Consider the following 25,811-nt stretch of genomic DNA (forward strand, 5'->3'; position numbering starts at 1 on the left):
AGGTAAGCATTTATAACAAATTGCCCCCGGCCGCACGGCGAGGGGCGTAGCGGGTCAGATAGGATAAAACTGATAATGCGTGGCGCTGCGGTAGCGGCTCCCCGGTTGCAGCCAACAGTCCGGCTGCGGCCATTCGGGATGGTGCGGGCTGTCCGGCAAAAACTCGCTCTCCAGCGCCACGCCGGCATGGTTGGCGTAGCTGCCGCCATCGCGCGCCGGCGTGCCGGCCAGATAATTGCCGCTGTAGAGCTGCAGCGCAGGCGCGTCGGTGAACACGCTCATTTGCACTTGCCCGTCGGCGGACCACAAATGCGCCGCCGGGCTCTCCAGCGCCCCGCAGGTACGATGCAGCAGAAAGGCGTGATCGTAGCCTTTCACCCGCTGCTGGTCGCAATCGCGCAGAAAATCCTGCAGCAGCGTTTTCGGCTGGCGGAAATCCATGCCGCTGCCGTCCACCGGCGTCAGCCCGGCGCAGGGAATGCCCTCGGCGTCGACAGGCAGGTAGCGATCGGCGAACAGCTGCAACCGTTGGGCGCGGGCGTCGGTGCCGGCGCCGTCCAGATTGAAATAGGCATGGTTGGTCAGATTGACCGGGCAGGGGCGATCGACCTGCGCCAGATAGTTGATTTCCAGGCGATTATCCGAGGTCAGGCGGTAACAAACCTGCACGTCGAGATTGCCGGGGAAACCCTGATCGCCCTCCGCCGAATGCAGCGCATAGCAGACCTGCTGCGCATCATGCTGCACCCGGCGCCAGCGGCGGGCATGAAAACCGTCGGGGCCACCGTGCAACTGATGGGCGCCCTGATTGGCGTCCAGCGCATGGGGTTTCCCGTCGATGGGCAGACTGGCGTTGGCGATGCGGTTGGCGTAACGGCCGACGGTGGCACCCAGATAGGCGCCCTGACGTGGGTAGTCCGCCGGGCTGTGGCAGCCCAGCAACAGCTCGCGCTTTTCACCGGATTTGAGCGGCAAGACGGCGGACAACCAGGTGGCGCCCCAGTCCATCAGCGTCACCGTCATGCCGCCGGCGTTTTGCAGCAGTGTCAGCTGGTAAGGTTGCCCATCGGGCGCCGCAGCCGTGGTTGCCGTCAGCATGTACCGGCCCCCTGCGAAGCCTGGCAGACATAGAAGGTTTCCTGCAATCCGCCGGTTTGCCGCGGATACTCGTGCGCCACGGCGGCACGCACCGTCTCCACGAGATCCTGCGGCATCAGCGCGACGATGCAACCGCCAAAGCCGCCGCCGGTCATGCGCACGCCACCGCGCGGGCCGATCGTCGCTTTGACGATCTCGACCAACCGATCGATCGGCGGCACGGTGATTTCAAAGTCATCGCGCATCGAGGCGTGGGATTCCGCCATCAGTCGCCCCATGCGCTGCAGGTCGCCGGCCGCCAGCGCGTCGGCCGCCGCCAGCGTGCGGGCGTTCTCGCTGATGACGTGCCGCGCGCGTTTGGCCACCAACGGATCCAACTGATGTTGACGCGCTGCAAACTGTTCGGGGCTAACGTCGCGCAGCGCCTTGACGCCGAAGAACCGCGCCGCTTCTTCGCACTGTGTGCGGCGGGTGTTGTACTCGCTGTCCACCAGCCCGCGCTGCACATTGGAGTTGACGATCACCACCGCGACGTTGTCCGGCATCGGCACCGCGCGGGTCTCCAGCGAGCGGCAGTCGATCAGCAGAGCGCTGTCGCGCCGGCCGAGCGCGGAGATCAGCTGGTCCATGATGCCGCAGTTGCAGCCGACGAACTGGTTCTCCGCCTCCTGGCCGTTCAGCGCCAGCGCCACGCCGTCCAACGGCAGCTGATAGAGCGCCTGCAGCGCCTGGCCCACCGCCACTTCCAGCGCGGCGGAGGAGCTGAGTCCCGCCCCTTGCGGTACATTGCCGGCGATCACCAGATCCGCACCGCCGAAGTCGGCGTTGCGACGCTGAAGATGTTTCACCACGCCGCGCACATAGTCGGACCAGCGCTGATCGGGGTGGCTGACGATCGGCTCGTCGAGCGAGAATTGATCCTGCTGATTCTGATAATCGGCGGCCAGCACGCGGATCTGGCGGTCGTCGCGCTTGGCGCAGGCGATGACGGTTTGATAATCGATGGCGCAGGGCAGCACGAAGCCGTCGTTGTAATCGGTATGCTCGCCGATCAGGTTCACCCGCCCCGGCGCCTGGATGGTCAGCGCCGGCGCGTAGCCGAAGTGTTCGGTAAACAGGGAATGGGTTAGCGGTTTCAGGCTCATGCTTGGGCTCCGGCTTCACGGTAATGAATATCGCTGACGGCGCGCAGACGCTCTGCGGCCTGTTCGGCGGTCAGATCGCGCTGGGTTTCCGCCAGCATCTCGTAACCGACCATAAACTTGCGCACGCTGGCTGAACGCAGCAGCGGCGGATAGAAATGGGCGTGCAGCTGCCAGTGCCGGTTGTCGGCACCGTTGAACGGCGCGCCGTGCCATCCCATCGAATAGGGGAAGGAACATTGGAACAGGTTGTCGTAGCGGCTGGTCAGCTTCTTCAGCGCCAGCGCCAGATCGCGGCTTTGCGCCGCACTGAGATCGGTAATGCGCTGCACCGCCGCTTTCGGCAACAGCAGCGTTTCAAACGGCCAGGCGGCCCAGTAGGGCACCACCGCCAGCCAGTGTTCGGTGTTCACCACAATGCGCTCGCCTGCGGCCAGCTCGCGCTGCGCATAATCCAGCAGCAGCGGGGAGGCGTGTTCCCGAAAATAGTCGTGCTGCAGGCGATCTTCGCGTTCGGCCTCGTTCGGCAGAAAGCTGTTGGCCCAGACTTGCCCGTGCGGGTGCGGGTTGGAGCAGCCCATCGCCGCGCCTTTGTTTTCGAACAGCTGTACCCAGGGATAGTGCTTGCCCAGCTCATCGGTTTGCGCCTGCCAGGCGGCGACCACCTGTTCCAGCGCCGGCAGCGCCAGTTCGGGCAGGGTTTTGCTGTGATCGGGAGAGAAGCAGATCACCCGGCTGACGCCGCGCGCGCTCTGGCTGCGCATCAGCGGATCCTGGCTATCGGGCGCCGGTGGCGTATCGCTCATCAGCGCGGCGAAGTCGTTGGCGAAAACATAGGTACCGCGATAATCCGGATTGCGATCGCCGGTGACGCGCGCATTGCCCGGGCACAGGAAACAGTCGGGATCGTGCGCCGGCAGCGTTTCCGTCGGGACGGCTTCTTGTTGGCCCTGCCAGGGGCGCTTGGCGCGGTGCGGTGAAACCAGCACCCACTGGCCGCTGAGCGGGTTGTAGCGGCGGTGCGGATGATCGATAGGGTTAAATTCCGTCATACGGTTCCTTTCTTGGCGCCGACGAAAGTGTAATCGCTTCCAATTACCGTCTTGAGACGCCCGTTGCTGAACAGGGAGAGGCTATTGCGCAGAAAGATAGCACGCCCGCGGCGGTAAAAAGGTGATCTAACGCGAAAAATGGAATCGTTTACACTTCATTGAAAAGCGCAGGAAGGGCGAAGAAAAGCGGGCGACAACGTGATTGAGGGCATTGCGGTGAGGTGCCGGTGATAGCGTTTTCACCCGACCAGCCGGCAGAGAGGGGGCTCTCTGCCGGCTTCAGCCGTTAAGAATGCTGGTACAGCGGATAGGTGAAGAACAGCAGATGGGTCAGATTAAGCCCGAAATGGAACAGAATCGGCACCCACAGACGGCCGCTCCACATCCACGCCAGGCCGTAGATCACCCCGGCAAGGGTCGCGAAGATCACCATCAGCGTACCGCCCGCCAGATGCGCGGCGCCGAACACCAGGGAGGCGACGATCAGCGCCGGCCAGGCGCCCAGCCACTGGCTGAGACGCTGTTGCAGGTAGCCGCGAAACAGCGCTTCCTCGGCCATGCAGACGAAGAACAGGTTTGCCATCACGAAAGGCAGGATCCAGGCGGGCGCATGCAACTCGATTTTTAAGCCGCCCAGCGCGACGGCCAGCAGCAACAGCGCCGGCACGGCCAGCAGCAGCGCAATCCAGCCCGTTTTGCCGGCGTTGCCGCCGCGTTCGGCGGAAAACAGCGTGGGCAAGCAGGCGAACAGCAGGAAAGGCACCATTGCCTTATCGAAGTTGTAATACATGGTGAACGGCGCGCTGAGCGGGCCGGCTTTTTCGCCGTCGATCATCAGCTGGTTGTGGATGCCCGGTACCAGATGCAAGAACAGCGCCACGCAGCCGGCGACCACCAGCCCTTCGAGCGCAATCGCCAGATTACGCTGCTCGCGAAAATGGTAGCGCAGCCCCGCCAGTGCCACGATGGCCAACAGGCAACCCAGGCTGAGCGGCGTCAGTACCCCATGATAAAGCCCCATGCCCGCCGAGGCGGCCAGGATCACCCAGGCTATCAGCCGGTTAAACGGCAAGAAAAATAACGAAGCAGCCAGTACGCCCCACATAATATGTCCCTTTAAATATGTACACGGCGCTCAGCGCCTTTGCGGCGTGCGATGATGGCGAAATTGAGCGCTAGAGCGGATAGTAGCACACCAAGATGACGCTAAAGGTCGGGGCAGTGATGCATTTGTGCATGATGCCGGCCCACACGACCGGCGGCGATGAGGGTTAGCCTTTCATCCATGCCTGCGAACGGGTGATTTCGGCCAGGTTTTGCAGGGTATCCAGGCTCTGCTGGTGGATCTCCTGCGTGGGGGCTGCGCACAGATCGTGCAGTACGGTCACCTGAAAGCCGGCGTCGTGCGCCTGCCGCGCGGTGCTCTCGATGGCGAGCGGCGTGCTGACGCCCGCCAGCAGCAGATGGTGGCACCGATGTTGCCGCAGCCAGGCTAACAAATTGTTACCGGAGAAAGCGCTGACTGCCTTTTTTTCAAACTGCAGATCGGTCTCTTCCTGATGCAGTTCGGGCATCCAGCGGCAGCCCGGGCCGTTTAACCGCAGCGCGCCGATTTGCTTGAGATGGTTGAACAGCGGCGAATGGGGCGGAATGTCATGATAATCGTCAGCGAATCCCACCCGCACCCAAATCACCGGGATTTTTCGCACCCGGGCATAGGCCGCGGCGGCATTGACGTTGGCGAGCAGGTGGGTCGCTGCCACCTGTTCGCGGCAGTGGTTGGCGCGCCCTTTGGGCCCGATAAGATCTTCGATCAAGTCGATGATAATCAACGCAGCGGACATGGCGTCTCCAGAAATGGCCTTCTTCCTTTCTATGATAAAAGGCCAAATGTGATGTGCTGCGGTGAAGTGTTGCCGGATATGTTTACGCCGCGTTTCAGGCGGAGGCCGCCTCCAGCCGTTGCTGTTGGTAACCATAGCCGCCTTCGCCGTCGGGCACGAAGCTGAGGCGGTGAGTGATGCACTGCGGCGCATCTTCGGCATGGTGCGAGACGAACAGCAGCTGGGTAGCGCCCTGGCCGATCAGCACGTCGATGAAGCGGCGCACCAGCTGGCGATTGAGCGGATCCAGCCCCTGCAGCGGCTCGTCGAGGATCAGCAGCGCCGGGTGTTTCACCAGCGCGCGGGCGATCAGCGCCAGCCGCTGTTGGCCCCAGGAAAAACTGTGGAACGGAGCGTCGCCGCGCGCGCCGTCGAGCCCGAGCAGCGCCAGCCATTGCTCTGTCAGCTGCCGCTGACGATCCGAAACCGCCTGATAAATGCCGATCGAATCGAAAAACCCTGACATCACCACGTTGCGCACGCTGGTGTTGACGCGATAATCCAGATGCAGGCTGCTGCTGACGTAGCCGATATGGCGTTTGATTTCCCAGATGGTTTCCCCGCTGCCGCGGCGGCGGCCGAACAGCGTCAGATCGTTGCTGTAGCCCTGTGGATGATCGCCGGTGATCAAACTCAGCAGCGTGGATTTGCCGGCGCCGTTCGGGCCGACGATCTGCCAGTGTTCGCCGGGATTTACCTGCCAGTCGAGGTGATTGAGGATCGGCCGATCGTTATAGCTGACCACGCCGTCACGCAGGACGATCAGCGGCCGATCCGCCGGCAGAGCTACTTTTTGCGTCGGATCCTCGGTTTCCGGCAGCGCCAGCCCGCTGAGATTTTCGCTGTGCGCCAGCTGCGCCACCAGCGCGTCCGCCATCACCTGGCTGCGCGGCCCGCGGCTGGTCAGGGTGCAGTCCGCCAGCACGCCCACCCGCCGGACAAAATCCGGGATTTCGTCGAACCGGTTGAGCACCAGCACCAGGGTCTGGCCCTGGGCGGAAAGCTCGCTCAGCAACGCGGCGAGCTGCGCGCGGGAGTGCACGTCCAGCCCGTCGAAGGGTTCGTCGAGGATCAGCAGGTCAGACTCGGGCATCAGCGCCCGGCACAGCAGGGTCTTGCGCGTTTCGCCGGTGGAGAGGTATTTGAAGCGGCGCGTCAGCAGGGCGGTGATGCCGAACTGCGCGGCCAGCCGCTCACAGCGCGCGGCGTCTTTCACCTCTTCCTGAATGATTTCCGCCGCGGTGCGGCCGGTGTCGTCCTCGTCCGCGCTGAGCAGATCGGTGTTGTTGCGTTGCCACTCGTCGCTGACCATTTTTTGCAGCTGTTCGAAGGAGATGCGCACCGCGTGCTGAAAGTCGCTGCGGCGCTCGCCGCCGAGCAGAACCAGTTCGTCGGCCAGCGCCCGTGCCAGGGCGGATTTGCCGCTGCCGTTGGCGCCGACGAAGGCCCAGCTGTCGCCGGCCTGGATTTCCAGCGCGTCCAGCGTCAGGGTGCGGGTATCGCTTAAGCGGAATGAACCTTGCGAAATGTGCAACGACGACATCACCTGTTCCTTTTTTTGCAATTATTTGCCTTAGAAATAGGCGCATTGCAGGGGGATGTCAATCAACAAAAATGCAACGTTACGTTGCGCTTAACACAACGTGGCGACAATCACGTGGTCGGCGTTGAACAGGGCGTGTACGGCGGCGCCGACGCTCAGTTGCAGACGCTGCAGCTCCGCCGTCGTCAGCGTGGCGCACAGGGTTTCGCCCCCCGCCAGCGTCACCAGCACCTCGCTGTGTTCGGCGCCTGGCTGAATGCCGGCCACCACGCCCGCCAGCGCGTTATCCGCGCCGGCATGTTCCGCCGTCTCGACGCTTAACCGCACCCAGGGCGCCTTGATCAGCGCCAGCACCTCTTTGCCCGGCGTCAGCTGCAGCCGGTCGGCGCTTTGCTGGGTAATGGCCGCCGTCAGGCGAGTGCTGCCGTCGTTCAACAAAATCGCCAGGTGCTGCTGCACCTGCTGATGATCGCGTTCGATGACGGTACCGAAGAATTGATTGCGCGCGCTGGTTTGCAGCGAGAAGCGCGAGATGGCCGCCAGCAGGCTGTCGAGCGGCAGATCGTCCTGCTGCAACACGTCGAAGGCCTTTTGCTGCACCTGGCCCAGCAGGTCATACAGTTGGATCAGCCGCTGGCCATAGCGCGTCAGCTGTGCGCCGCCGCCGCCTTTCCCGCCGGTGGCGCGGTCCACCACCGTTTGTTCCGCCAGCTGGTTCATCTCATTGATGGCATCCCAGGCGCTTTTGTAGCTGATGCCCGCCAGTTTGGCGCCCTGGCTGATGGAGCCGGTGTGCTGCACCTGTTTCAGCAGCGCGATGCGGCGCGGATCGGCGAACAGCTTTTGCTGGAGTTTGAGAGTCAGAAGAATTTCGGCCTGCATAGCGCATCCTGTCGGCGGCAAAAATCTTATTGTCGCCGATTTGGCGGCAAAGCGCCAAACGCAGTGCGCTGGAGAGCGGGGTAATAAAGACTGGTATTGTTTTGTTGTTATAATATAACATAACAGAAAAACGATAAGGCTTTACGCCGGCTGCGGCCGGTTTTTATTTCACCACAGGGATGCTCCACATGAGTACGACACGCTGGCGTCTTAGCGCGCCCAGAAAATCTTTATGCCTGGCCGCCGCCTGGGTCGCTGGCGCACTGACGGCGCCGCTGGCTTTCGCCGCCGACTGCGATAAAGCCCGCAATGCCACGGGATGCGAAGAACATCTCACCGTGGAGGCGGCAGCCCCCGCCGGGCGCTACGATGCGTTGAACGCCGTGAGCCGCAGCGCATCGCAGCTCGGGCTGACCGCTCGGGAGACGCCGCGCAGCATCGATATCATCAGCGCGCGGGCGATCCAACAGCGGGGCGACCGCTCGCTGACCGCCGCCGTCGAGCACGCCACCGGCCTGTCCGGCGTGGCCTCGCCGACGTTATCCAATAACTTTTCCGCGCGCGGTTTCCGGCCGATCGCCTGGCTGTATAACGGCGTAGAAATGCCCGGCAGCACGCTGCAGCTGGGCGATCCGGCGCATTACGACAGCATCGAGATACTGCGCGGGCCGGGATCGGCCTTGAACGGCCTGAGCGCCGCGGGCGGCAGCGTCAACCTGATCTCGCGGCGGCCGACCTTCAGCCGCCAGCCGGTTGAACTCGATTATGGCCTCGGCAGCTACCGCAGCCAGCGCTTGCATCTGGGAGCCGGCGGTGCGCTGGTGGACGATGCGGTGGCGTATCGGCTGGACGTCAGCGGCAACGACAGCGGCAGCAATGTGCAGGACGAGCGCGATCGGCAGAAGCGGGTTTCCGGCTCGCTGCTGTTTAAGCTGACCGACGATGCGCTGTTGACGCTGAGCCTGGACCGCATGCTCAACCGCACCAACAACCCTTACTACGGCACGCCGCTGCTGGATGGGCGCATTGCCGGCGAGCTGCGCGACATCAATTACAACAACCTGACCGACAGCCGTATCCAGAGCAACGCCACCGCATTTCAGGCCAGTCTGGACTGGTTTATGACGCCCGAAGTGGAGTGGCATAACCAATTCTATTACTACAGCGGCTTTCGCGAATGGCGCAACGTCGAGCGTTTCCGCGTCGCGGCGGCGGCCCGGCCCGGCGACGTCAACCGCGACTCCTTCGGTGCCCTGGCGCATGACGACGATCTGATCGGCAACCGCAGTTCGCTGGTGTTCGATCGCGCCATTGCCGGTTTCGATAACCGGTTGCTGGTCGGCTTCGACCTGAGCAAGCGGCATTTCCAGTACTACTCCAACGGCTTCCCCGGCTCGGAAGATGTGCCGCTCGGCGCGCCGCCCAGAGAGCCGTTCGCGCAGGGCACCGATCGCCAACGCGCGCCGGTGCGCCACGTCACCCAGAATCAGTACGCCGCCTTTCTTGAAGATCGCTTCAGCCTGACCGAGCGTTTAGCGTTGCTGGGCCAGTTGCGCTACAACCATATGGACATGGACTGGCGCTTCCAGGGGCCGCAGGAAGAGAGCCGCGCGCACACCTACGTTTTCAGCACCTGGAGCCTGGGCCCCAGCTATGCATTGACCGATAACCTCACGCTCTACGCCAACTACACCACCGGCCAGGAGCCGGGCAACGATCTGTTCTTCCTCAGCCCGACGCAGACCGATCTGCCGCTGACGCGAGCGCGCCAGTGGGAGGCCGGCGCCAAAGGGCAGTTTTGGGGTAACAAGGGCGAGGCGACGCTGGCGCTGTACGAACTGCGCAAGGACAACCTGTTTGTGCCCGACGCACAGCGGCCGGATGCGTTGAACGCGGTAGGCAGGCAGACGTCGCGCGGCATCGAGCTTGGCGTGGTGCTGCGCCCCGACGAGCGCTGGGAGTTGGCCGGCAACGCCGCCTACACGCACGCCCGCTACGACGACTATCGCGGCGGTAGCCCGCTGCGCAGCTACAACGGCAATCGCCCGGCCTATATCCCGGACTGGACCGCCAACCTCAGCGTGCATTATCAGGCGACGGAACGTTTGGGGCTGGCTTCTTCGCTGCGCTACGTCGGCAGCAGTTACAACGACGATGCCAACCGGCGCAAGATGCGCGCGTACACCACGCTTGATCTGGCGGCGGACTATCAGCTGACGCCGATCGTCGATGTCGGTTTCCGCATTCGCAACGCCACCAACCAGCTGTACGCCTATCAGCGCACCTACCCGGATCAGGCGCTGATTGCGCCGCCGCGTAGCTATGAAACCTTCGTGTCGGTCAGGTTCTGACGGCGTGAAACGCTCGCTTTACCTGTTGTTGTGCGTCCTGGGATTGGGCTGGGGCGCGCCGCTGCGTGCCGATGCCGTCAGCCTGCACAATTGCGGGGTAATGCGCGATTACCCGCAGCCGCCGCAGCGGGTGCTGGTTTACGCCAACCCGGCGCTGGAAAACCTGCTGGCGCTGGGGCTGGCCGGCCGTGCGATCGGCGTGATCGGGTATGACCGCGCGCGCGATCCCGCGCCGACGGCGCCGGCCGAGACGCTGCGGGCGCCAGCCAGCCCGGCACCGCCCACGGCGGAAGCGTTGCTGCTGATGCGGCCGGATTTTGTCTATTCGGCCAGCTATTACTGGCTGCACAGCCCGGAAACGCCCGATCGGGCGCGGCTGGCGGAATGGGGCATCGGCACTTATCTCTCTCCCGGCGCCTGCAGCGGCCAGCAAAGCGCGATCGCCGCCGTGCTGACGTTCGAAGACATTTTCACCGAGCTGCGAGAGCTGGCGCGTATCTTCAACGTCAGCCGCGCCGGTGAAGCGCTGATCGAACGGCTGCGCGGGCAGTTGAGGGTGCTTGAGCCGCAGCGCGCACAGCTGCCGCATTTGCGGCTGCTGTGGTGGTATGCCGGCGCGCAGACGCCCTATGTGGCCGGCTGCTGCGGCGCGCCAGGCTTGCTGAGCCGCAGCGTCGGCAGCGAGAACCTGTTCGGCGATCTGCCCGAGCTGTGGCCGACGGTGTCCTGGGAGATTATCGCCGCCCGCGATCCGGATGCGATCGTGCTTGGCGATCTGCCGCGCGGCGGCTTCGGGGACAGCGCGGCCGACAAGATCGCCTTTCTGGAGCATCACCCGCTGACCGCGACGCTGCGCGCCGTGCGTCAGCGGCGCTACGTGATCCTCCCCGGTTACGACATGGACCCTTCCGCCCGCACCGTGGCGGCGCTGGGCCGTTTGATTCGGGGCCTGGCGGCCTTGCCGCCGCAGGCTCCGACGCTTTCCAACAAGGAACCTTGATATGACTGCCGTTTCATTCTCTTCGCTGCTGGACTCCTGGGATCGCCAGCAGGCGGCCTACATCGCCGAACGCGAAGCGCGTTTTAACGCCCAGCTGGACGTGCTGGCGCTGGCCGTCGGCCAGGATTTTCACGTGCTGGATCTGGCCTGTGGCCCGGGATCGCTGAGCCTGCGTATTTTGCAGCGCTTTCCGCTGGCCAGGGTGACCGCCATCGATCTCGATCCGCTGCTGCTGGCGGTGGCGCGCGGCGCGCTGGCGGAGTATGGCGATCGGATCCGTATCCTGCAGGCCGATCTGGCGGATCCGGCCTGTTTTTCCGCGTTGTCCGGCCCCGCGCCGCAGGCGGCGGTGTCCAGCACGGCGCTGCACTGGCTGATGCCGGAACAGCAGCTGGCGCTGTTCCGCAACGTCGCCGGGCTGCTGGCCGACGGCGGCGTGTTCCTCAATGCCGATCATCAGCGCTGTGACCACCGTCAGCCGAGGTTGAAAGCGTTGGCGGAGCGGCACGACGAGCAGACCCAACAGCGCGCCTGGGACAGCGGCGTTGAGGATTGGGATCGTTGGTTCGCCGGCGCACTGCAATCGCCGGCCTTGGCCGCTTATCAGGCCGAGCGCGAAGCGCTGTTCGCCGGCCGCCCGGTACCGCCGCCGACGCCGGTGGATTTCCAGCTCGCGGCCCTCAGACAAGCCGGTTTCAGCGAGGCGGGGACGGTATGGCAGCTGTTGGACGACTATGTGATCGCAGGCTGGAAATAGCATGAGCCGGCGGTTACTGCCCGGCCGTGAGGCCGGCTGGTTGTTGCTGCTGGCGGCGGCGCTGCCGCTGGCCCTGCTGGGCGCCACCTTGTCGGGGCCCGCGCCGATCGCGTGGCGCGACGCCTGGCGCATTGTACTCGGCGTCAGCGGCGGCGCAGCGTCCGATGCCGAGGTGTATCAGCGCATCATCTGGTCGCTGCGGATGCCGCGCGCGCTGTTGGCGGCGCTGGCCGGCGCCGGGCTGGCGTTGGCGGGCACCGTGCTGCAGTCGCTGACCCGCAACCCGCTGGCCGATCCCTGGGTGCTGGGGATCTCCTCCGGCGCCGGCGTGGGGGCGGTGACGGTGTTGGTGTTGGGGCTGGGAGGCGGCCTGCTGTCGGTGTCCGGCGGGGCGTTTATCGGCGCGCTGGCGGCGTTTGCGTTGGTGATGCTGCTGGCCGGGCGTTCGCTGCAGGGGGAGTCCACGCTGTTTATTCTGGCCGGGGTGGCGGTGACGCAGCTGCTCTCCGCGCTGACTTCACTGATCACCCTCTGGCAGGCGGACGCCAACGCCACGCGCGGCGTGATGTTCTGGCTGCTGGGATCGTTCAGCGACGCGCGCTGGCCGCAGGTCGGGCTGTGCGGGCTGGCGCTGGCGGCGGCGCTGCTGCTTTGTTGGCTGCGGGCGGGTGAGCTGGACGCGCTGGCGTTTGGCGGCGTGACCGCCGCTTCGCTGGGGGTGGCGGTGGCTCCGCTGAAGCTGCTGCTGTATGTGGCGACCACCGCGCTGACGGCGGCGATCGTCGCGTTCAGCGGCGCGGTGGGGTTTATCGGGCTGACGGTGCCGCACGTCGCCCGGCGGCTGGTCGGTTCGCGGCATCGGCTGCTGTTGCCGGCCAGCGCGCTGTGCGGCGCGCTGTTCGCCGTGGCGGCGGACACGCTGGCCAGAACGCTGTTTGCCCCGCGCGAGCTGCCGGTCGGGGTGCTGACCGCACTGCTGGGGGTGCCGGTATTCCTGCTGTTGCTGTATCGGAAGGTCAATGCATGACGATTGAAAAAGCGCGCACTGGCCTGTGCGCCGAGGCGGTGAGCTGGCGAGCGGGCGCACGCACGGTGCTGGAAAATCTCAGTTTCTGCGCCTTGCCCGGTGAGGTCACCGGCGTACTGGGCGTCAACGGCAGCGGTAAATCCACGCTGCTCAAGCTGCTGGCCGGGCTGCAGCCCGCCGCCGGGGGCCGCGTTTGGCTGGAAGGGCGCGAAATTACCGCGTTTTCCGGGCGGGAGCGCGCCAGGCGCATCGCCTTTCTCGAGCAATCCGCCCCCGGCGCCTTCGCGCTGCCGGTGAAGGAGGCGGTGCTGCTGGGGCGCCTGGCCCATACCGGCCGCTGGCGCGGCTTCGGCGCCGAGGATCGCCGCCTCGCCGGGCAGGCGATGGAGCAAGTGGGCATCAGCCACCTGGCCGATCGCGATTGGCAGCGGCTGTCCGGCGGCGAGCGGCAGCGGGTGCATCTGGCGCGCGCGCTGGCGCAGCAAACGCCGTGGCTGCTGCTGGACGAGCCCGCCAATCATCTGGATATCGCCCATCAACAGCAGTTTATGGCCTTGCTGCGGCGGCTGAAACTCAGCGTGGTGGTGACGCTGCACGATCTTAATCTGGCGGCCTGTTATTGCGATCGGATCGCGCTGCTGCAGCGGGGCGGGATCTGTGCGGCGGGCGCGCCGCGGCAGGCGCTGACGCCGGAGAACATTCACGCGGTATACGGTGTGGAGGCCAGGCTGGCGGCGCCCGCCGGCTATGCGCCGCCGTTGATCTATTACCCCGCGCCGGGATGAGGGCGGCTGAAAGGGCACGTTTGGCCGATCACAATTTCGCCTCGCTGGCTAAAATAACTCCGTTTTACCGATTTTTTTGGGTTAGAATAACCGGATATGCGGTGAAAGGCATTTGCCGCTCAATGGGCAGTTAAGCGAGGCTATCATGTTGGAATTATTGAAAAGTCTGTTGTTCGCCGTGGTGATGGTGCCGGTGGTCATGGCGCTCATTCTCGGCCTGATCTACGGTTTTGGCGAAGTGTTCAACGTCTTCTCCAAAGTGGGCCGTTCGAAAGAAAACCGCACCCAGCACTGACCGTTCCCCATCCCGATACCCGCCGGCATTCCCCGGCGGGCATTCCTCAAGTTATCTCACGCTTTGCCGATAAACCGCATGACAAGCTTTCGCGCAACGTTATATTATTTTTTATATAACGAAGAGTGATAATGCACGTTAACTTGCGGAGAAAAACAATGAAACAGCAATGGACCAAATGGGTTGGCGGGATCGTTCTGGCATCGGGCCTGGTGGCTCAAGCTGCGGCGGCGGAAAAGATCACCGTGTTCGCTGCCGCGTCGCTGACCAACGCGCTGCAGGACATCGCCACCCAATATCAAAAGGGCAAGGACGTGCAGGTGGTTTCCTCCTTTGCGTCGTCCTCGACGCTGGCGCGCCAAATTGAGCAGGGTGCTCCGGCCGATCTGTTTATCTCCGCCGATCAGCAGTGGATGGATTACGCCATCGACAAGCAGCAGATGGTGAAAGACACCCGTTACACGCTGCTGGGCAACGAACTGGTGCTGATCGCCGCCAAGAGCGATAAGCAAGACAAGATCGCCATCGACAAGCAGACCGACTGGGCCAAGCTGCTCAACGGCGGCCGCCTGGCGGTGGGCGATCCGGATCATGTGCCGGCCGGTATCTACGCTAAGGAAGCGCTGGAACATCTGGGCGCCTGGAGCCTGCTGGAGCCGAAACTGGCGCGCGCCAACAACGTGCGCAGCGCCATGGCGCTGGTGGAGCGCGGTGAAGCGCCGCTCGGCATCGTCTACGGCTCCGACGCGGTCGCCAGCGACAAGGTGAAAGTGGTGGGCGTGTTCCCGGAAGACAGCCACAAACCGGTTGAATATCCGATGGCGATGGTGAAAGATCGTCAAAATCCGACGGTCAGCGCTTTCTATACCTATCTGAAGAGCCCGGAAGCGGCCGCTATTTTCGAACATTATGGATTCACCCCGCGTAAATGATTCTGAGTGAGTACGAGTGGCAGGCGGTTGAGCTGAGCCTGAAAGTCTCCGGTTTGGCGGTGGTCTGCAGCCTGCCGTTCGGCATTCTGATGGCCTGGGTGCTGGTGCGTTGCCGCTTCCCCGGCAAGGCGCTGCTGGACGGCGTCATTCACCTGCCGCTGGTGCTGCCGCCGGTGGTGGTTGGCTATTTGCTGTTGATCGCCATGGGGCGGCGCGGCGTTATCGGCGAGTGGCTGTACGACTGGTTCGGTTTCAGCTTCAGTTTCAGCTGGCGCGGCGCCGCGCTGGCGTCGGCGGTGGTGGCGTTTCCGCTGATGGTGCGCGCCATCCGGCTGGCGCTGGAGGCGGTGGATACCCGGCTGGAGCAGGCGGCGCGCACGCTGGGCGCCAATCCGTGGCGGGTGTTTTTCACCATCACGCTGCCGCTGTCGCTGCCCGGCGTTATTGTCGGCGTGGTGCTGGCCTTCGCCCGTTCGCTGGGGGAGTTTGGCGCCACCATCACCTTCGTCTCCAACATTCCCGGTGAAACCCGCACCATTCCACTGGCGATGTATACGCTGATTGAAACGCCGGGGGCGGAGGCCGCCGCCGCGCGTCTGTGCGTGATCGCCATCGTGCTGTCGCTGGCTTCGCTGATGGTGTCCGAATGGCTGGCCCGCTGGGGCCGCAAACGGATGGGGATGTAAATGCTGGAGCTGGATTTCTCGCAGCAGCTGGGCGACCTCAATCTCAACGTCCGCGCCGATTTGCCGGCGCAGGGCATCACCGCGATTTTCGGCCTGTCCGGCGCGGGCAAAACCTCTCTGATCAACGCCATCGGCGGCCTGACCCGTTTGCAGCAGGGGCGCATCGCGCTCAATGGCCGTACGCTGGTGGATACCGCCTCCGGCCTCTGCCTGCCGCCGGAAAAGCGCCGTATCGGCTATGTGTTTCAGGATGCGCGGCTGTTCCCGCACTACCGGGTGCGCGGCAACCTGCAGTACGGCATGGCGGCCGGCATGCGCGCGCAGTTCAATACCATCGTCGAGCTGCTGGGCATCGGGCCGCTGTTGAACCGGCTGCCGCTGACGCTCTCCGGCGGTGAAAAACAGCGGGTGGCGATCGGCCGCGCGCTGCTGACCGCGCCGGAACTGCTGCTGATGGATGAACCGCTGGCCTCGCTCGATCTGCCGCGCAAACGCGAGCTGCTGCCGTATCTGGAGCGGTTGGCGCAGGACGTGAACATCCCCATCCTTTACGTCAGCCACAGCCTGGACGAGATCCTGCGGCTGGCCGAGCAGGTGATGGTGCTGGATCGCGGCGAAGTGCGCGCGTTCGGCGGGCTGGAAGAAGTCTGGGCCAGCAGCGCGCTGCGGCCGTGGCTGCAGCGTGAAGATCAGAGCAGCGTGCTGCGCGTCAGCGTGATCGAGCATCATCAACGTTATGCCATGACGGCGCTGGCGCTTGGCGATCAAAGGCTGTGGGTCAGCGGCATCGACGCTGAATTGGGCACCCAACTGCGCATCCGCATCAACGCCGCCGACGTCTCGCTGGTGCTGCAGCCGCCGGTCAACAGCAGTATTCGCAACGTCTTGCCAGCCAAGGTGAGCGAGTGTCTGGACGTGGACGGGCAGGTGGAAGTGAAACTGGCGGTCGGCGAACACGTGCTGTGGGCGCGCATTACGCCATGGGCGCGCGATGAACTGGCGATCCGCCCCGGGCAGTGGCTGTATGCGCAGGTGAAGAGCGTGTCTATCAGCCGCGAGAGCCGCTAAGGCAGGCCCTCCCGGCGGGAGGGCGAAAAGACTACAGCACGCGGGTGCGGATCACCTCGGCGATGCCCGGCTGCAGGTTATCGGCGATCACCAGATCGGCACGTTCCTTGATGGCGTCATCGGCATTGCCCATCGCCACGCCCAACCCGACCGCTTCCAGCATGCTGATGTCATTGTAGTTGTCGCCGAACGCCACCACCTGATCCATGCTCAACCCCTGCGACTCTACCCATTGACGCAGGCGTTTGCCTTTGCTGTTGCCGCCTTTGGCGATATCCACCTGATCGTGCCAGGACCATTCGCACGCCAACCCCAGCTCTTTCTCCACCGTGTCGGCAAACTCGCGCAGCGCGGGGATATCGGCATGCGAGGTGGCGAATTTCCAGATCGCCTGCGCGTCGTCGGCCGCCTGCGTCAGGCTGCCGACCTGCAGCAGCGTCGGGCGCTGCGCCGCCGGCAGGGTTTCGGCCCAGGCCAGCGAGCGAATCACGTGGCCGCTCGGTTCCTGATACAGCATGGCGTCGTCAACGTACATCAGCCCGTGAATGTCGGTCTGTTTGAGCATCTGCAGCACCTGTTTGGCCTGCTCTTTCGCCAAGGGATCGGCGGCCAGCACCTTTTTCTGCTGAAAATCATACAGGTAGGTGCCGTTACAGCAGATGGCCGGGGTATCTATCTGCAGCGCCTGGTAAAACGGATGGATGGCGACGTGGTGGCGGCCGGTGACCACCACCACCTGGACGCCGGCGGCGCGTGCCTGCGCCAGCGCTTCCAGCGACTGCGGTAAGATGCGTTTTTGGTTGTCCAACAGGGTGCCGTCAAGATCGAGGGCGATGACGCGGTAGCTCATAGGGTTCTCGTTATCGTTAGCCATAAAATTAATCCGATGGTACACCGGATAGCCTATGGAGAAAACCGCGTGAGCTTCCGGTGCTAAGCAGGGTTGCCATGCGACGGATGTGCGGTAAGCTAGGGGCAAGCGAACGGCCTGAAACCGGTTCCTCTTTTACCCTTTGCAAGGAGAACACATGAAGCAAATCGTTTATGTCGCCAGCCCGGAGAGCCAGCAGATCCACGTCTGGCAGTTGGACGACGCCGGCGCGCTGGCGCTGCTGCAAACCGTTGACGTGCCGGGCCAGGTGCAGCCGATGACCCTTCATCCGGACAAGACTCACCTGTACGTCGGCGTGCGTCCGGCGTTCGGTATCGTCAGCTACCGCATCGAGGCGGATGGCACGCTGCAGCAGGCCGGCATGGCGCCGCTGCCGGGCAGCCCGACCCATATCTCGACCGATTTGCAGGGGCGTTACCTGTTCTCCGCTTCCTACAGCGGCAACTGCGCCAGCATCAGCCCGATCGGCCATGACGGCGTGGTCACGGCGCCGATCCAGCAGATCGACGGCCTGAGTGCGCCGCACTCGGCGAACATCGATCCGACCAACCAACTGGTGCTGGTGCCGTGTCTGAAAGAAGACCGCATCCGTCTGTTCAACCTGAGCCTGGCGGGCCAGCTGACGCCGCACGCGCAGGACGCGGTGGATATCGCCGCCGGCGCCGGTCCGCGCCATATGGCGTTCCACCACAACGACAAGTTCGCTTACTGCGTCAATGAGCTGAACGGCACGGTGGACGTGCTGGCCATTTCGGAAAACGGCGGCAAGTACAGTGTGACGCAGACGCTGGACATCATGCCGAGCGATTTCGACGGCACCCGCTGGGCGGCGGACATTCATATCACGCCGAACGGCCGCTTCCTGTACACCAGCGATCGCACCGCCAGCATTCTGACTCTCTTCAGCGTTTCCGAAGACGGCGGCACGCTGAGCGTGGTCGGGTATTATCCGACCGAAGCGCAACCGCGCGGTTTCAATATCGATCACAGCGGCCGCTTCGTGATTTCGTCCGGCCAGAAGTCCGATCACATCGCGGTGCATGAAATTGACCAGAGCAGCGGCGAGCTGACCATGCTGGCGCGTTATCCGGTGGGCAAAGGCCCGATGTGGGTAAGCGTGCTGGCGAAGTAATTCGTCAGCCAGACTCGAGTGGAAAGCGCGGTGCGGTTGACCGCGCTTTTTTATTGGCGGGGGATCAGTTGAACATCACCGTCAGCGTGGCGCTGCCGAGACTGTGGAAATGGACGTTGAAGCCCACCAGAGCGCCGCTGGAACCCTCATCCACGTCAATGTGCTCCACGTCCAACGCATGCACGGTGAACTGATAGCGGTGGCTTTCGCCATTCGGCGGCGCGGCGCCGCCGTAACCGGCCGAGCCGAAGTCGGTACGGGTTTGCAGCGCGGCGCTCGGCAGCGGCGCTTTGCCGGAGCCTGCGCCCTGCGGCAGCTCACGCACGTCGGCCGGAATATTGGCCACCACCCAGTGCCACCAGCCGGAGCCGGTAGGGGCATCGGGATCGTACAGGGTGACGACGAAGCTCTTGGTGCCCTCGGGCACGCCGTCCCAGGCCAGGTGGGGCGACAGGTTATCGCCGTGGTAGCCCATGCCGTTGAAGACCTGCGTTTGCGGCATTGTGCCGCCGTCCTGCAGATCGTTGCTGTACAAACGAAAAGCCATAATGACTCCCAGTTGTGATAAAAGCAGAGCCCTTAAGCTAGATCTTTTCGGTGGAACAATACAACCCCTTGCGCCAGCGGCGGGCGGTTGATCTCGACGGTGACATGCACCAGTTCGGGATGAACGGCCAACAGTTGGCGCACCCGGTCGGCGGTGAGGGCGCGATCGGTGCTGCTCAGGGCGAGGACGCAATGATATTTTCCTTTACCGATGCGGCCTAAATGCAAATCGGTCAGCGTGAGTGGGTGGCCGGAGGTGGCCAGGGTCTGACGTATCTCTTGCGCCACGGGGGCGTCCATTTCGGCATCCAGCAAAATCTTCCCGCTATCGCGCATCAGGCTATAGGCCCAGGCGGCCACCATCACCGCGCCGACGATGCCCATCAACGGATCGAGCCAGGCGGCGCCCCAAAGCTTGCCGCCGAACAGCGCGACGAGGGCCAACACCGAGGTGGCGGCGTCGGCGATGACGTGGATATAGGCGGAACGCAGGTTGAGGTCATGATGATGGTCATCGTGGTGATCCCCGTGGTGGTGATGGTGGCCGCCGCCGCGCAACAGCCAGGCGCAAAGCAGATTGACGGCCAGCCCGATCGTACCGATGGCGATGGCTTCGTTGTAATGAATCGGGCTGGGATTCAGCAGCCGCTGCGCTGACTGAAACAGCATCAGCGCTGCCACCAGCACCAACAACACCGCGCTGGTGTAACCGGCCAGCACTTCTATCTTCCAGGTGCCGAGGCTGAAGCGGCGATCCTTGGCCAACCGGCGTGCGGCGCCGTAAGCCAGCAGCGACAGGCCCAGAGCCAGCGCATGCGAGCTCATGTGCCAGCCGTCGGCCAACAATGCCATCGAGTTAAACAGCCAGCCCCCGGCTATCTCGATGACCATCATACTGGCGGTGAGTATCACCGCCCATCTGGTGTTTCTTTCGGCCAATGGGTTACCATCGTCAAAAACGTGGCTGTGCTCGCGGTGCAAAGCGGGCGTATGAGACGTCATGGTGAAGTTCCTCAGCAAAAGGTAGTGTGCTGAAATATACTATACCCCAGTATAGTAAATAACAATCAGGCGGAAATAATGAGCCATACCCTCAGAGATCAAAAGAAGTTGTTGGCGCGGGTGCGCCGCATTAAAGGGCAGGCCGAAGCACTGGAGCGCGCGCTGGAGAGCGGCGGCGAATGTTCTGCTGTGCTGCAGCAGATCGCGGCGGTGCGCGGCGCGGTCAACGGTTTAATGGCGCAGGTGCTGGAAGGGCATGTGCGCGAACATCTGGCTGCCGCAGACGCTACGCCGCAGCAGCGCGAGCAGGACATCGAGCAATTGATGACCGTTTTACGTTCTTATATGAAGTAATCATGATTTCACTGAAAAAACGCACGCCGTGGTTCGGCTGGCTGCGCCGTTGGGCCAAAGGCATCAAGCGCGATATCTACGCGCTGTGGCTGGCCGCCCGTGATAAGCGCACCCCATGGTACGCCAAGCTGATCGCGCTGCTGGTGGCCGGCTATGCGATCTCGCCAATCGATTTGATCCCGGATTTCATTCCTGTGCTGGGCTATCTGGACGATGTGATTATCGTGCCGTTGGGCATCATGCTGGCGGTGCGCCTGATCCCCAAGCCGCTGATGGCCGAGCTGCGCGAGAAGGCGCAAAAGCGCGTCGACAACCCCACCGGCCGCATGGCGGCGGCGATGATCATTTTACTCTGGCTGCTGTGTCTGGGATTGCTGGCCCGCTATCTGGACCAGCATTGGTAAGGCATTAACGTGCGGCGGCGGCCACGGCGGCGGTCAGGCGGCTGAGCTGTTCCGCTTCGATGATGTAAGGCGGCATCAGGTAAATCAGTTTGCCGAACGGCCGGATCCACACCCCGCGCTCGACGAACCCGCGCTGCAGCTCGGCGACATCCACCGGTTCGCGCATCTCCACCACCCCAATCGCCCCCAGCACCCGCACGTCCGCCACCTTCGGCAGCGCCGCCAACGGCAGCAGTTCTTGCTTCAGCTGGGCCTCGATGGCGCTCACCTGCGCCTGCCAGCGATTTTCCGCCAGCAGCGCCAGGCTGGCGTCCGCTACCGCGCAGGCCAGCGGGTTGCCCATAAAGGTCGGCCCGTGCATAAAGCAGCCGGCCGCGCCGTTGCTGATGGTCTCCGCCACGTGGCGGGTGGTCAGGGTGGCGGACAGGGTCATGTAACCGCCGGTCAGCGCCTTGCCCAGACAGAGAATGTCCGGCACCACCTGCGCGTGTTCGCAGGCGAACAGCTTGCCGGTGCGGCCGAAGCCGGTGGCGATCTCGTCGGCGATCAGCAGCACCTGATGACGATCGCACAGCTCGCGCACCCGCTTGAGGTAGGTTGGGTGGTAGATGCGCATGCCGCCGGCGCCTTGCACCACCGGTTCCAGGATCACCGCCGCCACTTCACCGGCGTGCTGCTCCAGCAGCGCGGCGAACGGCGCAATGTCTTCTTCGCGCCATTCCTCGTCGAAGCGGCACTGCGGCGCGGTGGCGAACAGGTGCGGCGCCAGATAGCCCTGATAGAGGCTGTGCATCGAGTTGTCCGGATCGCAGACCGACATCGCGCCGAAGGTATCGCCGTGATAGCCATGGCGCAGCGTCAGGATGCGCTGCCGGCGCTCGCCGCGCGCCTGCCAGTACTGCAGCGCCATCTTCAGCGACACTTCCACCGCCACCGAACCGGAATCTGCCAGGAACACGCACTGCAGCGCTTCCGGCGTCATCTCCACCAGCCGACGGCACAGCGAGATGGCGGCCGGATGGGTGATGCCGCCGAACATCACGTGCGACATCTTCTCCAACTGCTGGCTGGCGGCCTGATTCAGACTCGGATGGTTGTAACCGTGGATCGCCGCCCACCAGGAGGACATGCCGTCCACCAGGCGCCGGCCATCCGCCAGCTGCAGCTCGACGCCGCTGGCCGACTCGATCGGGTAACAGGGTAACGGGCGGCTCATGGAGGTGTAGGGGTGCCAGATATGACGTTGGTCAAACGCCAGGTCGGAAGCGGTGACAGACATACTTGTAAACCAAATTGAATTAAGATTGGTTGACAGTATATCCACAATATTTAAACTGGCGACACTTTTTCGTTTTGGAGACGCCATGATGGCCGACCGCATTCACTGGACAGTAGGGCAAGCCCAGGCCCTGTTTGATAAACCGCTGCTGGAACTGCTGTTCGAAGCGCAAACCGTACACCGTCAGCACTTCGACCCGCGTCAGGTGCAGGTCAGCACGCTGCTCTCGATCAAGACCGGCGCTTGCCCGGAAGACTGTAAATACTGCCCGCAAAGCTCGCGCTACAAGACCGGCCTGGAGTCGGAGCGGTTGATGCAGGTCGAGCAGGTGCTGGAATCGGCGCGCAAAGCTAAAGCGAACGGCTCGACCCGTTTTTGCATGGGCGCGGCGTGGAAGAACCCGCACGAGCGCGATATGCCTTATCTGCAGCAGATGGTGCAGGGCGTGAAAGCGATGGGCATGGAAACCTGCATGACGCTGGGCACGCTTGACGGTACTCAGGCCGAGCGGTTGGCGGAGGCCGGGCTGGATTATTACAACCATAACCTCGACACCTCGCCGGAGTTCTACGGCAGCATCATCACCACCCGCAGCTACCAGGAACGCCTGGATACGCTCGACAAAGTGCGCGACGCCGGCATCAAAGTGTGCTCCGGCGGCATCGTCGGGCTGGGTGAAACGGTGCGCGACCGCGCCGGGCTGCTGGTGCAGCTAGCCAACCTGCCGAAACCGCCGGAGAGCGTGCCGATCAACATGTTGGTGAAGGTGAAAGGCACGCCGCTGGCGGATAACGATGACGTCGATCCGTTTGATTTCATCCGCACTATCGCGGTGGCGCGCATCATGATGCCGTCTTCTTATGTTCGCCTCTCCGCCGGCCGTGAACAGATGAACGAACAGACGCAGGCGATGTGCTTCATGGCCGGCGCCAACTCCATCTTCTACGGCTGCAAGCTGCTGACCACGCCGAATCCGGAAGAAGACAAAGACCTGCAGCTGTTCCGCAAGCTGGGGCTCAACCCGCAGCAGACCGCAACCGAACACGGCGACAACCAGCAACAGCAGGTGCTGGCCAAGCAACTGCTGAACGCCGATACCGCCGAGTTTTACAACGCGGCGCCGTGATGAGCTGGCAGCAACGCATCGAGCAGGCGCTGGCAGAGCGGCGCCTCAACGCCGCCTACCGCCGGAGACAGACCACCGAGGGTGGCAACGGCCGCCAGATCCGGCTCGGCGATCGTCTCTACCTGAACTTTTCCGGTAACGACTACCTGGGGCTGAGCCAGGATGCGCGGGTGATCGCCGCCTGGCAGCAGGGCGCGCAGCGTTACGGCGTCGGCAGCGGCGGTTCGGGCCACGTCACCGGCTTTAGCGCGGCGCATCAGGCGCTGGAAGAGCAACTGGCGGCGTGGCTCGGCTATCCGCGCGCGCTGCTGTTCATCTCCGGTTACGCCGCCAACCAGGCGGTGCTGGCGGCGTTGATGCAGAAGGGCGATCGCATTTTGGCCGATCGCCTCAGCCATGCCTCGCTGCTGGAGGCGGCGGCTCAGTCGCCGGCCGAGCTGCGCCGCTTCCAGCACAATCAGCCGCAGGCGCTGGCGGATTTGCTGGCCAAACCCTGCGACGGGCAGCGGCTGGCGGTGACCGAAGGGGTGTTCAGCATGGACGGCGACGGCGCACCGTTGGCGGAGCTGCATCGCTTAACCCGCGCGGCGGGCGCCTGGCTGATGGTGGACGATGCCCACGGCGTCGGCGTGCGCGGCGAGCAAGGCCGCGGCAGCTGCTGGCAGCAGGGCGTGCGTCCTGAACTGCTGGTGGCGACCTTCGGCAAGGCGTTCGGCGTCAGCGGTGCGGCAGTGCTGTGCGATGATGCGACCGCCGAGTATCTGCTGCAGTTCGCTCGCCATCTGATCTACAGCACCGCGATGCCGCCGGCGCAGGCCTGCGCGCTGCAGGCGGCGCTGGCCTGCATTCGAGAGGGCGATGAACTGCGCGCCCGGCTGCAGGACAACATCCGGCGTTTCCGCCAGGGCGCGGCGCCGCTGACCCTGACGGATTCCGACACCGCCATCCAGCCGCTGCTGGTGGGGGACAATCAGCGTGCGCTCGATCTGGCGACCCGTCTGCGCGATCGCGGCCTGTGGGTGAGCGCCATCCGTCCGCCGACGGTACCGCCGGGCGGCGCGCGGCTGCGCATTACCCTGACGGCGGCGCACCAGCCGCAGGATATCGATCGCCTGCTGGAGGTATTGCATGACGTCAGCCAATGACACAGTGAACAAACGGGCGGTCGCCTCGGCCTTCAGCCGCGCGGCCGGCAGCTACGACGCCGCCGCCGCGCTGCAGCGTGATGTTGGCGAGCGCTTACTGGGGATGGGGAGTTCCTACCCGGGCGAACGGCTGCTGGATGCCGGCTGCGGCACCGGCTATTTCAGCCGTCTGTGGCGCGAGCGCGGCAAGCAGGTGACGGCGCTCGATCTGGCGCCGGGGATGTTGGCATTCGCCCGCCAGCAACAGGCGGCGCACCATTATCTGCTGGGCGATATCGAGCAGGTGCCGTTGCCCGACGCGGCGATGGACATCTGTTTCAGCAGCCTGGTGGTGCAGTGGTGCAGCGATCTGCCCGCCGCGCTGGCAGAGCTGTATCGCGTCACCCGGCCCGGCGGTGTGATCCTGTTCTCCACGCTGGCGGCGGGCTCGCTGCAGGAATTGGGGGACGCCTGGCAACAGGTGGACGGCGAACGTCACGTGAACGCCTTCCTGCCGCTGGCGCAGATCCGCGCCGCCTGTGCCGACTATCGACACGAGCTGGTGACGGAGCTGCGCACCCTGAATTACCCGGACGTGATGACGCTGATGCGTTCGCTCAAGGGCATCGGGGCGACACATCTGCACCAGGGACGCGAGGGCGGCCTGATGTCGCGCGGCCGTCTCGCCGCGCTGCAGGCGGCTTACCCGTGCCGGCAGGGGCAGCTCCCGCTCAGCTATCATCTGGCTTATGGAGTGATTTATCGTGATTAAACGTTGGTTCGTGACCGGCACCGACACCGAGGTCGGGAAAACCGTCGCCAGCAGCGCCTTGCTGCAGGCCGCCAATCTGGCGGGCTACCGCAGCGCCGGCTATAAGCCGGTGGCCTCGGGCAGCGAGATGACCGCCGAGGGGCTGCGCAACGGCGACGCGCTGGCGCTGCAGGCCAACAGCGGCGTGGCGCTGGGGTACGACGAAGTGAACCCTTACGTTTTTGCCGAACCGACTTCGCCGCATATCGTTAGCGCCGATGAAGGCCGGCCGATCGACGCAGCGCGGCTGTCCGACGGCCTGCGCCGGCTGGAACAGCGCGCCGACTGGGTATTGGTCGAGGGCGCCGGCGGGTGGTTTACTCCGCTGTCGGCGCAGTACACCTTCGCCGACTGGGTGCAGCAGGAGCAACTGCCGGTGATCCTGGTGGTGGGTATCAAACTGGGCTGCATCAACCATGCGGTGTTGACGGCGCAGGCGGTGCAACAGGCGGGGCTGACGCTGGCCGGTTGGATCGCCAACGACGTGGCGCCGCCGGGGCGGCGGCATCAGGAATACCTGGCCACGCTGCGCCGCATGCTGCCGGCGCCGCTGCTGGGTGAAATCCCGCACCTGCCGCAGGCCGAACGAGCGCCGTTGGGGCAGTATCTGGATATCAGCCTGTTATAAACTCTCAATGAG

At 64.1% G+C, this 25,811-nt stretch carries 27 protein-coding genes; 16 read left to right on the plus strand and 11 right to left on the minus strand.

Features of this window, described 5'->3' with window-relative positions; translation table 11 throughout:
- Positions 1–54: 54 nt before the first annotated feature.
- The 7 genes from galM to modE all read right to left on the minus strand — a co-directional run bounded on the left by galM (position 55) and on the right by modE (position 7,600).
- A complete protein-coding gene (gene galM, locus ACJ8QF_RS01705) occupies positions 55–1,098 on the minus strand; it encodes a galactose-1-epimerase (protein ID WP_049187121.1) in 1,044 nt (347 codons plus the stop codon).
- Positions 1,092–2,243: a galactokinase gene (galK, locus tag ACJ8QF_RS01710; RefSeq protein WP_049187123.1), complete on the minus strand. Its 1,152-nt coding sequence runs from the start codon at positions 2,241–2,243 to the stop codon at positions 1,092–1,094. The genes galM and galK overlap by 7 nt, the downstream gene beginning before the upstream one ends.
- Positions 2,240–3,292 carry a galactose-1-phosphate uridylyltransferase gene (gene galT / locus ACJ8QF_RS01715; protein WP_049187125.1) on the minus strand — a complete coding sequence of 351 codons (1,053 nt, stop codon included), beginning with the start codon at positions 3,290–3,292 and terminating at the stop codon, positions 2,240–2,242. The genes galK and galT overlap by 4 nt, the downstream gene beginning before the upstream one ends.
- 286 nt (positions 3,293–3,578) lie before the next feature.
- Positions 3,579–4,397, minus strand: coding sequence for a CPBP family intramembrane glutamic endopeptidase (locus tag ACJ8QF_RS01720; RefSeq protein ID WP_280630840.1), 819 nt, complete (start codon positions 4,395–4,397; stop codon positions 3,579–3,581).
- A gap of 166 nt (positions 4,398–4,563) precedes the next feature.
- Positions 4,564–5,136: a cysteine hydrolase family protein gene (locus tag ACJ8QF_RS01725; protein ID WP_280630839.1), complete on the minus strand. Its 573-nt coding sequence runs from the start codon at positions 5,134–5,136 to the stop codon at positions 4,564–4,566.
- 94 nt (positions 5,137–5,230) lie between these two features.
- Positions 5,231–6,718 (minus strand): molybdate ABC transporter ATP-binding protein ModF, encoded by a 1,488-nt coding sequence (gene modF, locus ACJ8QF_RS01730; RefSeq protein WP_442537216.1) that lies wholly within the window; start codon positions 6,716–6,718, stop codon positions 5,231–5,233.
- A 90-nt stretch (positions 6,719–6,808) separates the two neighbouring features.
- Positions 6,809–7,600, minus strand: a complete 792-nt coding sequence (gene modE / locus ACJ8QF_RS01735; RefSeq protein WP_015376996.1) for a molybdenum-dependent transcriptional regulator — start codon at positions 7,598–7,600, stop codon at positions 6,809–6,811.
- Between the two features lie 188 nt (positions 7,601–7,788).
- Between modE and ACJ8QF_RS01740 the strand changes: the two genes are divergently transcribed.
- From ACJ8QF_RS01740 to modC, 9 genes are all read left to right on the plus strand, one after another.
- The gene (locus ACJ8QF_RS01740; protein ID WP_275095554.1) at positions 7,789–9,951 is read left to right on the plus strand and encodes a TonB-dependent siderophore receptor; all 2,163 of its coding nucleotides are present in this window, start codon (positions 7,789–7,791) and stop codon (positions 9,949–9,951) included.
- Between the two features lie 4 nt (positions 9,952–9,955).
- Positions 9,956–10,951 carry an ABC transporter substrate-binding protein gene (locus ACJ8QF_RS01745; RefSeq protein ID WP_442537217.1) on the plus strand — a complete coding sequence of 332 codons (996 nt, stop codon included), beginning with the start codon at positions 9,956–9,958 and terminating at the stop codon, positions 10,949–10,951.
- A 1-nt stretch (position 10,952) separates the two neighbouring features.
- Entirely contained in the window at positions 10,953–11,708 is a 756-nt protein-coding gene (locus ACJ8QF_RS01750; RefSeq protein ID WP_275095556.1) for a class I SAM-dependent methyltransferase, read from the plus strand.
- Between the two features lies 1 nt (position 11,709).
- Positions 11,710–12,735, plus strand: coding sequence for a FecCD family ABC transporter permease (locus ACJ8QF_RS01755; protein WP_131164564.1), 1,026 nt, complete (start codon positions 11,710–11,712; stop codon positions 12,733–12,735).
- Positions 12,732–13,520 carry an ABC transporter ATP-binding protein gene (locus ACJ8QF_RS01760; RefSeq protein WP_280630835.1) on the plus strand — a complete coding sequence of 263 codons (789 nt, stop codon included), beginning with the start codon at positions 12,732–12,734 and terminating at the stop codon, positions 13,518–13,520. The genes ACJ8QF_RS01755 and ACJ8QF_RS01760 overlap by 4 nt, the downstream gene beginning before the upstream one ends.
- A 145-nt stretch (positions 13,521–13,665) precedes the next feature.
- Positions 13,666–13,815: an AcrZ family multidrug efflux pump-associated protein gene (locus tag ACJ8QF_RS01765; protein WP_004939813.1), complete on the plus strand. Its 150-nt coding sequence runs from the start codon at positions 13,666–13,668 to the stop codon at positions 13,813–13,815.
- Positions 13,816–13,973: 158 nt separating this feature from the next.
- On the plus strand, positions 13,974–14,747 hold the full coding sequence (gene modA / locus ACJ8QF_RS01770) for a molybdate ABC transporter substrate-binding protein (RefSeq protein ID WP_049187139.1): 774 nt from the start codon (positions 13,974–13,976) through the stop codon (positions 14,745–14,747).
- Entirely contained in the window at positions 14,744–15,433 is a 690-nt protein-coding gene (modB, locus tag ACJ8QF_RS01775; protein WP_442537218.1) for a molybdate ABC transporter permease subunit, read from the plus strand. Before modA ends, modB begins: the two co-directional genes overlap by 4 nt.
- The gene (gene modC, locus ACJ8QF_RS01780) at positions 15,434–16,501 is read left to right on the plus strand and encodes a molybdenum ABC transporter ATP-binding protein ModC (protein WP_004939810.1); all 1,068 of its coding nucleotides are present in this window, start codon (positions 15,434–15,436) and stop codon (positions 16,499–16,501) included. It begins immediately after the preceding gene.
- 31 nt (positions 16,502–16,532) lie between these two features.
- On the opposite strand, the gene ACJ8QF_RS01785 is transcribed toward modC, so the two are convergent.
- A complete protein-coding gene (locus tag ACJ8QF_RS01785; protein WP_004939809.1) occupies positions 16,533–17,351 on the minus strand; it encodes a pyridoxal phosphatase in 819 nt (272 codons plus the stop codon).
- Positions 17,352–17,529: 178 nt separating this feature from the next.
- Between ACJ8QF_RS01785 and pgl the strand changes: the two genes are divergently transcribed.
- A complete protein-coding gene (pgl, locus tag ACJ8QF_RS01790) occupies positions 17,530–18,525 on the plus strand; it encodes a 6-phosphogluconolactonase (RefSeq protein ID WP_049187142.1) in 996 nt (331 codons plus the stop codon).
- 64 nt (positions 18,526–18,589) lie between these two features.
- Here pgl and ACJ8QF_RS01795 read toward each other — a convergent pair whose 3' ends face one another.
- Together ACJ8QF_RS01795 and dmeF are read right to left on the minus strand one after the other, a co-directional pair.
- Positions 18,590–19,072, minus strand: coding sequence for a kinase inhibitor (locus tag ACJ8QF_RS01795; protein ID WP_049187143.1), 483 nt, complete (start codon positions 19,070–19,072; stop codon positions 18,590–18,592).
- Between the two features lie 32 nt (positions 19,073–19,104).
- Positions 19,105–20,073 (minus strand): CDF family Co(II)/Ni(II) efflux transporter DmeF, encoded by a 969-nt coding sequence (gene dmeF / locus ACJ8QF_RS01800; RefSeq protein ID WP_442537219.1) that lies wholly within the window; start codon positions 20,071–20,073, stop codon positions 19,105–19,107.
- 78 nt (positions 20,074–20,151) lie between these two features.
- Here dmeF and ACJ8QF_RS01805 point away from each other — a divergent pair, with 78 nt between their 5' ends.
- Together ACJ8QF_RS01805 and ACJ8QF_RS01810 are read left to right on the plus strand one after the other, a co-directional pair.
- Positions 20,152–20,427 carry a metal/formaldehyde-sensitive transcriptional repressor gene (locus ACJ8QF_RS01805; protein ID WP_004939805.1) on the plus strand — a complete coding sequence of 92 codons (276 nt, stop codon included), beginning with the start codon at positions 20,152–20,154 and terminating at the stop codon, positions 20,425–20,427.
- Positions 20,428–20,429: 2 nt separating this feature from the next.
- Positions 20,430–20,831: a YkvA family protein gene (locus ACJ8QF_RS01810; protein ID WP_025301916.1), complete on the plus strand. Its 402-nt coding sequence runs from the start codon at positions 20,430–20,432 to the stop codon at positions 20,829–20,831.
- Between the two features lie 4 nt (positions 20,832–20,835).
- Here the strand turns inward: ACJ8QF_RS01810 and bioA are convergent, their stop codons facing one another.
- Positions 20,836–22,110, minus strand: coding sequence for an adenosylmethionine--8-amino-7-oxononanoate transaminase (bioA, locus tag ACJ8QF_RS01815; RefSeq protein ID WP_075684769.1), 1,275 nt, complete (start codon positions 22,108–22,110; stop codon positions 20,836–20,838).
- A gap of 88 nt (positions 22,111–22,198) precedes the next feature.
- Here bioA and bioB point away from each other — a divergent pair, with 88 nt between their 5' ends.
- From bioB to bioD, 4 genes are read left to right on the plus strand one after another with little or no spacing between them, the layout of a single operon-like run.
- On the plus strand, positions 22,199–23,236 hold the full coding sequence (bioB, locus tag ACJ8QF_RS01820; protein WP_031299723.1) for a biotin synthase BioB: 1,038 nt from the start codon (positions 22,199–22,201) through the stop codon (positions 23,234–23,236).
- Positions 23,236–24,381 (plus strand): 8-amino-7-oxononanoate synthase, encoded by a 1,146-nt coding sequence (gene bioF, locus ACJ8QF_RS01825; RefSeq protein WP_442537220.1) that lies wholly within the window; start codon positions 23,236–23,238, stop codon positions 24,379–24,381. Before bioB ends, bioF begins: the two co-directional genes overlap by 1 nt.
- Positions 24,365–25,132, plus strand: a complete 768-nt coding sequence (gene bioC / locus ACJ8QF_RS01830) for a malonyl-ACP O-methyltransferase BioC (RefSeq protein WP_131164559.1) — start codon at positions 24,365–24,367, stop codon at positions 25,130–25,132. Before bioF ends, bioC begins: the two co-directional genes overlap by 17 nt.
- Complete coding sequence (bioD, locus tag ACJ8QF_RS01835; RefSeq protein WP_021504003.1) at positions 25,125–25,799, plus strand: dethiobiotin synthase; 675 nt, start codon at positions 25,125–25,127, stop codon at positions 25,797–25,799. The genes bioC and bioD overlap by 8 nt, the downstream gene beginning before the upstream one ends.
- Positions 25,800–25,811: the final 12 nt, after the last annotated feature.

It is taken from the genome of Serratia sp. CY81684 (assembly GCF_052166595.1).
Taxonomy (GTDB): Bacteria; Pseudomonadota; Gammaproteobacteria; order Enterobacterales; family Enterobacteriaceae; genus Serratia; species Serratia nematodiphila.

What these genes read in the sequence shown, in the direction of transcription:
- galM (WP_049187121.1), bottom strand. Translation starts at nt 1,098, where the DNA reads ATGCTGACGGCAACCACGGCTGCGGCGCCCGATGGGCAACCTTACCAG.
- galK (WP_049187123.1), bottom strand. Translation starts at nt 2,243, where the DNA reads ATGAGCCTGAAACCGCTAACCCATTCCCTGTTTACCGAACACTTCGGC.
- galT (WP_049187125.1), bottom strand. Translation starts at nt 3,292, where the DNA reads ATGACGGAATTTAACCCTATCGATCATCCGCACCGCCGCTACAACCCG.
- ACJ8QF_RS01720 (WP_280630840.1), bottom strand. Translation starts at nt 4,397, where the DNA reads ATGTGGGGCGTACTGGCTGCTTCGTTATTTTTCTTGCCGTTTAACCGG.
- ACJ8QF_RS01725 (WP_280630839.1), bottom strand. Translation starts at nt 5,136, where the DNA reads ATGTCCGCTGCGTTGATTATCATCGACTTGATCGAAGATCTTATCGGG.
- modF (WP_442537216.1), bottom strand. Translation starts at nt 6,718, where the DNA reads ATGTCGTCGTTGCACATTTCGCAAGGTTCATTCCGCTTAAGCGATACC.
- modE (WP_015376996.1), bottom strand. Translation starts at nt 7,600, where the DNA reads ATGCAGGCCGAAATTCTTCTGACTCTCAAACTCCAGCAAAAGCTGTTC.
- ACJ8QF_RS01740 (WP_275095554.1), top strand. Translation starts at nt 7,789, where the DNA reads ATGAGTACGACACGCTGGCGTCTTAGCGCGCCCAGAAAATCTTTATGC.
- ACJ8QF_RS01750 (WP_275095556.1), top strand. Translation starts at nt 10,953, where the DNA reads ATGACTGCCGTTTCATTCTCTTCGCTGCTGGACTCCTGGGATCGCCAG.
- ACJ8QF_RS01755 (WP_131164564.1), top strand. Translation starts at nt 11,710, where the DNA reads ATGAGCCGGCGGTTACTGCCCGGCCGTGAGGCCGGCTGGTTGTTGCTG.
- ACJ8QF_RS01760 (WP_280630835.1), top strand. Translation starts at nt 12,732, where the DNA reads ATGACGATTGAAAAAGCGCGCACTGGCCTGTGCGCCGAGGCGGTGAGC.
- ACJ8QF_RS01765 (WP_004939813.1), top strand. Translation starts at nt 13,666, where the DNA reads ATGTTGGAATTATTGAAAAGTCTGTTGTTCGCCGTGGTGATGGTGCCG.
- modA (WP_049187139.1), top strand. Translation starts at nt 13,974, where the DNA reads ATGAAACAGCAATGGACCAAATGGGTTGGCGGGATCGTTCTGGCATCG.
- modB (WP_442537218.1), top strand. Translation starts at nt 14,744, where the DNA reads ATGATTCTGAGTGAGTACGAGTGGCAGGCGGTTGAGCTGAGCCTGAAA.
- modC (WP_004939810.1), top strand. Translation starts at nt 15,434, where the DNA reads ATGCTGGAGCTGGATTTCTCGCAGCAGCTGGGCGACCTCAATCTCAAC.
- ACJ8QF_RS01785 (WP_004939809.1), bottom strand. Translation starts at nt 17,351, where the DNA reads ATGAGCTACCGCGTCATCGCCCTCGATCTTGACGGCACCCTGTTGGAC.
- pgl (WP_049187142.1), top strand. Translation starts at nt 17,530, where the DNA reads ATGAAGCAAATCGTTTATGTCGCCAGCCCGGAGAGCCAGCAGATCCAC.
- ACJ8QF_RS01795 (WP_049187143.1), bottom strand. Translation starts at nt 19,072, where the DNA reads ATGGCTTTTCGTTTGTACAGCAACGATCTGCAGGACGGCGGCACAATG.
- dmeF (WP_442537219.1), bottom strand. Translation starts at nt 20,073, where the DNA reads ATGACGTCTCATACGCCCGCTTTGCACCGCGAGCACAGCCACGTTTTT.
- ACJ8QF_RS01805 (WP_004939805.1), top strand. Translation starts at nt 20,152, where the DNA reads ATGAGCCATACCCTCAGAGATCAAAAGAAGTTGTTGGCGCGGGTGCGC.
- ACJ8QF_RS01810 (WP_025301916.1), top strand. Translation starts at nt 20,430, where the DNA reads ATGATTTCACTGAAAAAACGCACGCCGTGGTTCGGCTGGCTGCGCCGT.
- bioA (WP_075684769.1), bottom strand. Translation starts at nt 22,110, where the DNA reads ATGTCTGTCACCGCTTCCGACCTGGCGTTTGACCAACGTCATATCTGG.
- bioB (WP_031299723.1), top strand. Translation starts at nt 22,199, where the DNA reads ATGGCCGACCGCATTCACTGGACAGTAGGGCAAGCCCAGGCCCTGTTT.
- bioF (WP_442537220.1), top strand. Translation starts at nt 23,236, where the DNA reads ATGAGCTGGCAGCAACGCATCGAGCAGGCGCTGGCAGAGCGGCGCCTC.
- bioC (WP_131164559.1), top strand. Translation starts at nt 24,365, where the DNA reads ATGACGTCAGCCAATGACACAGTGAACAAACGGGCGGTCGCCTCGGCC.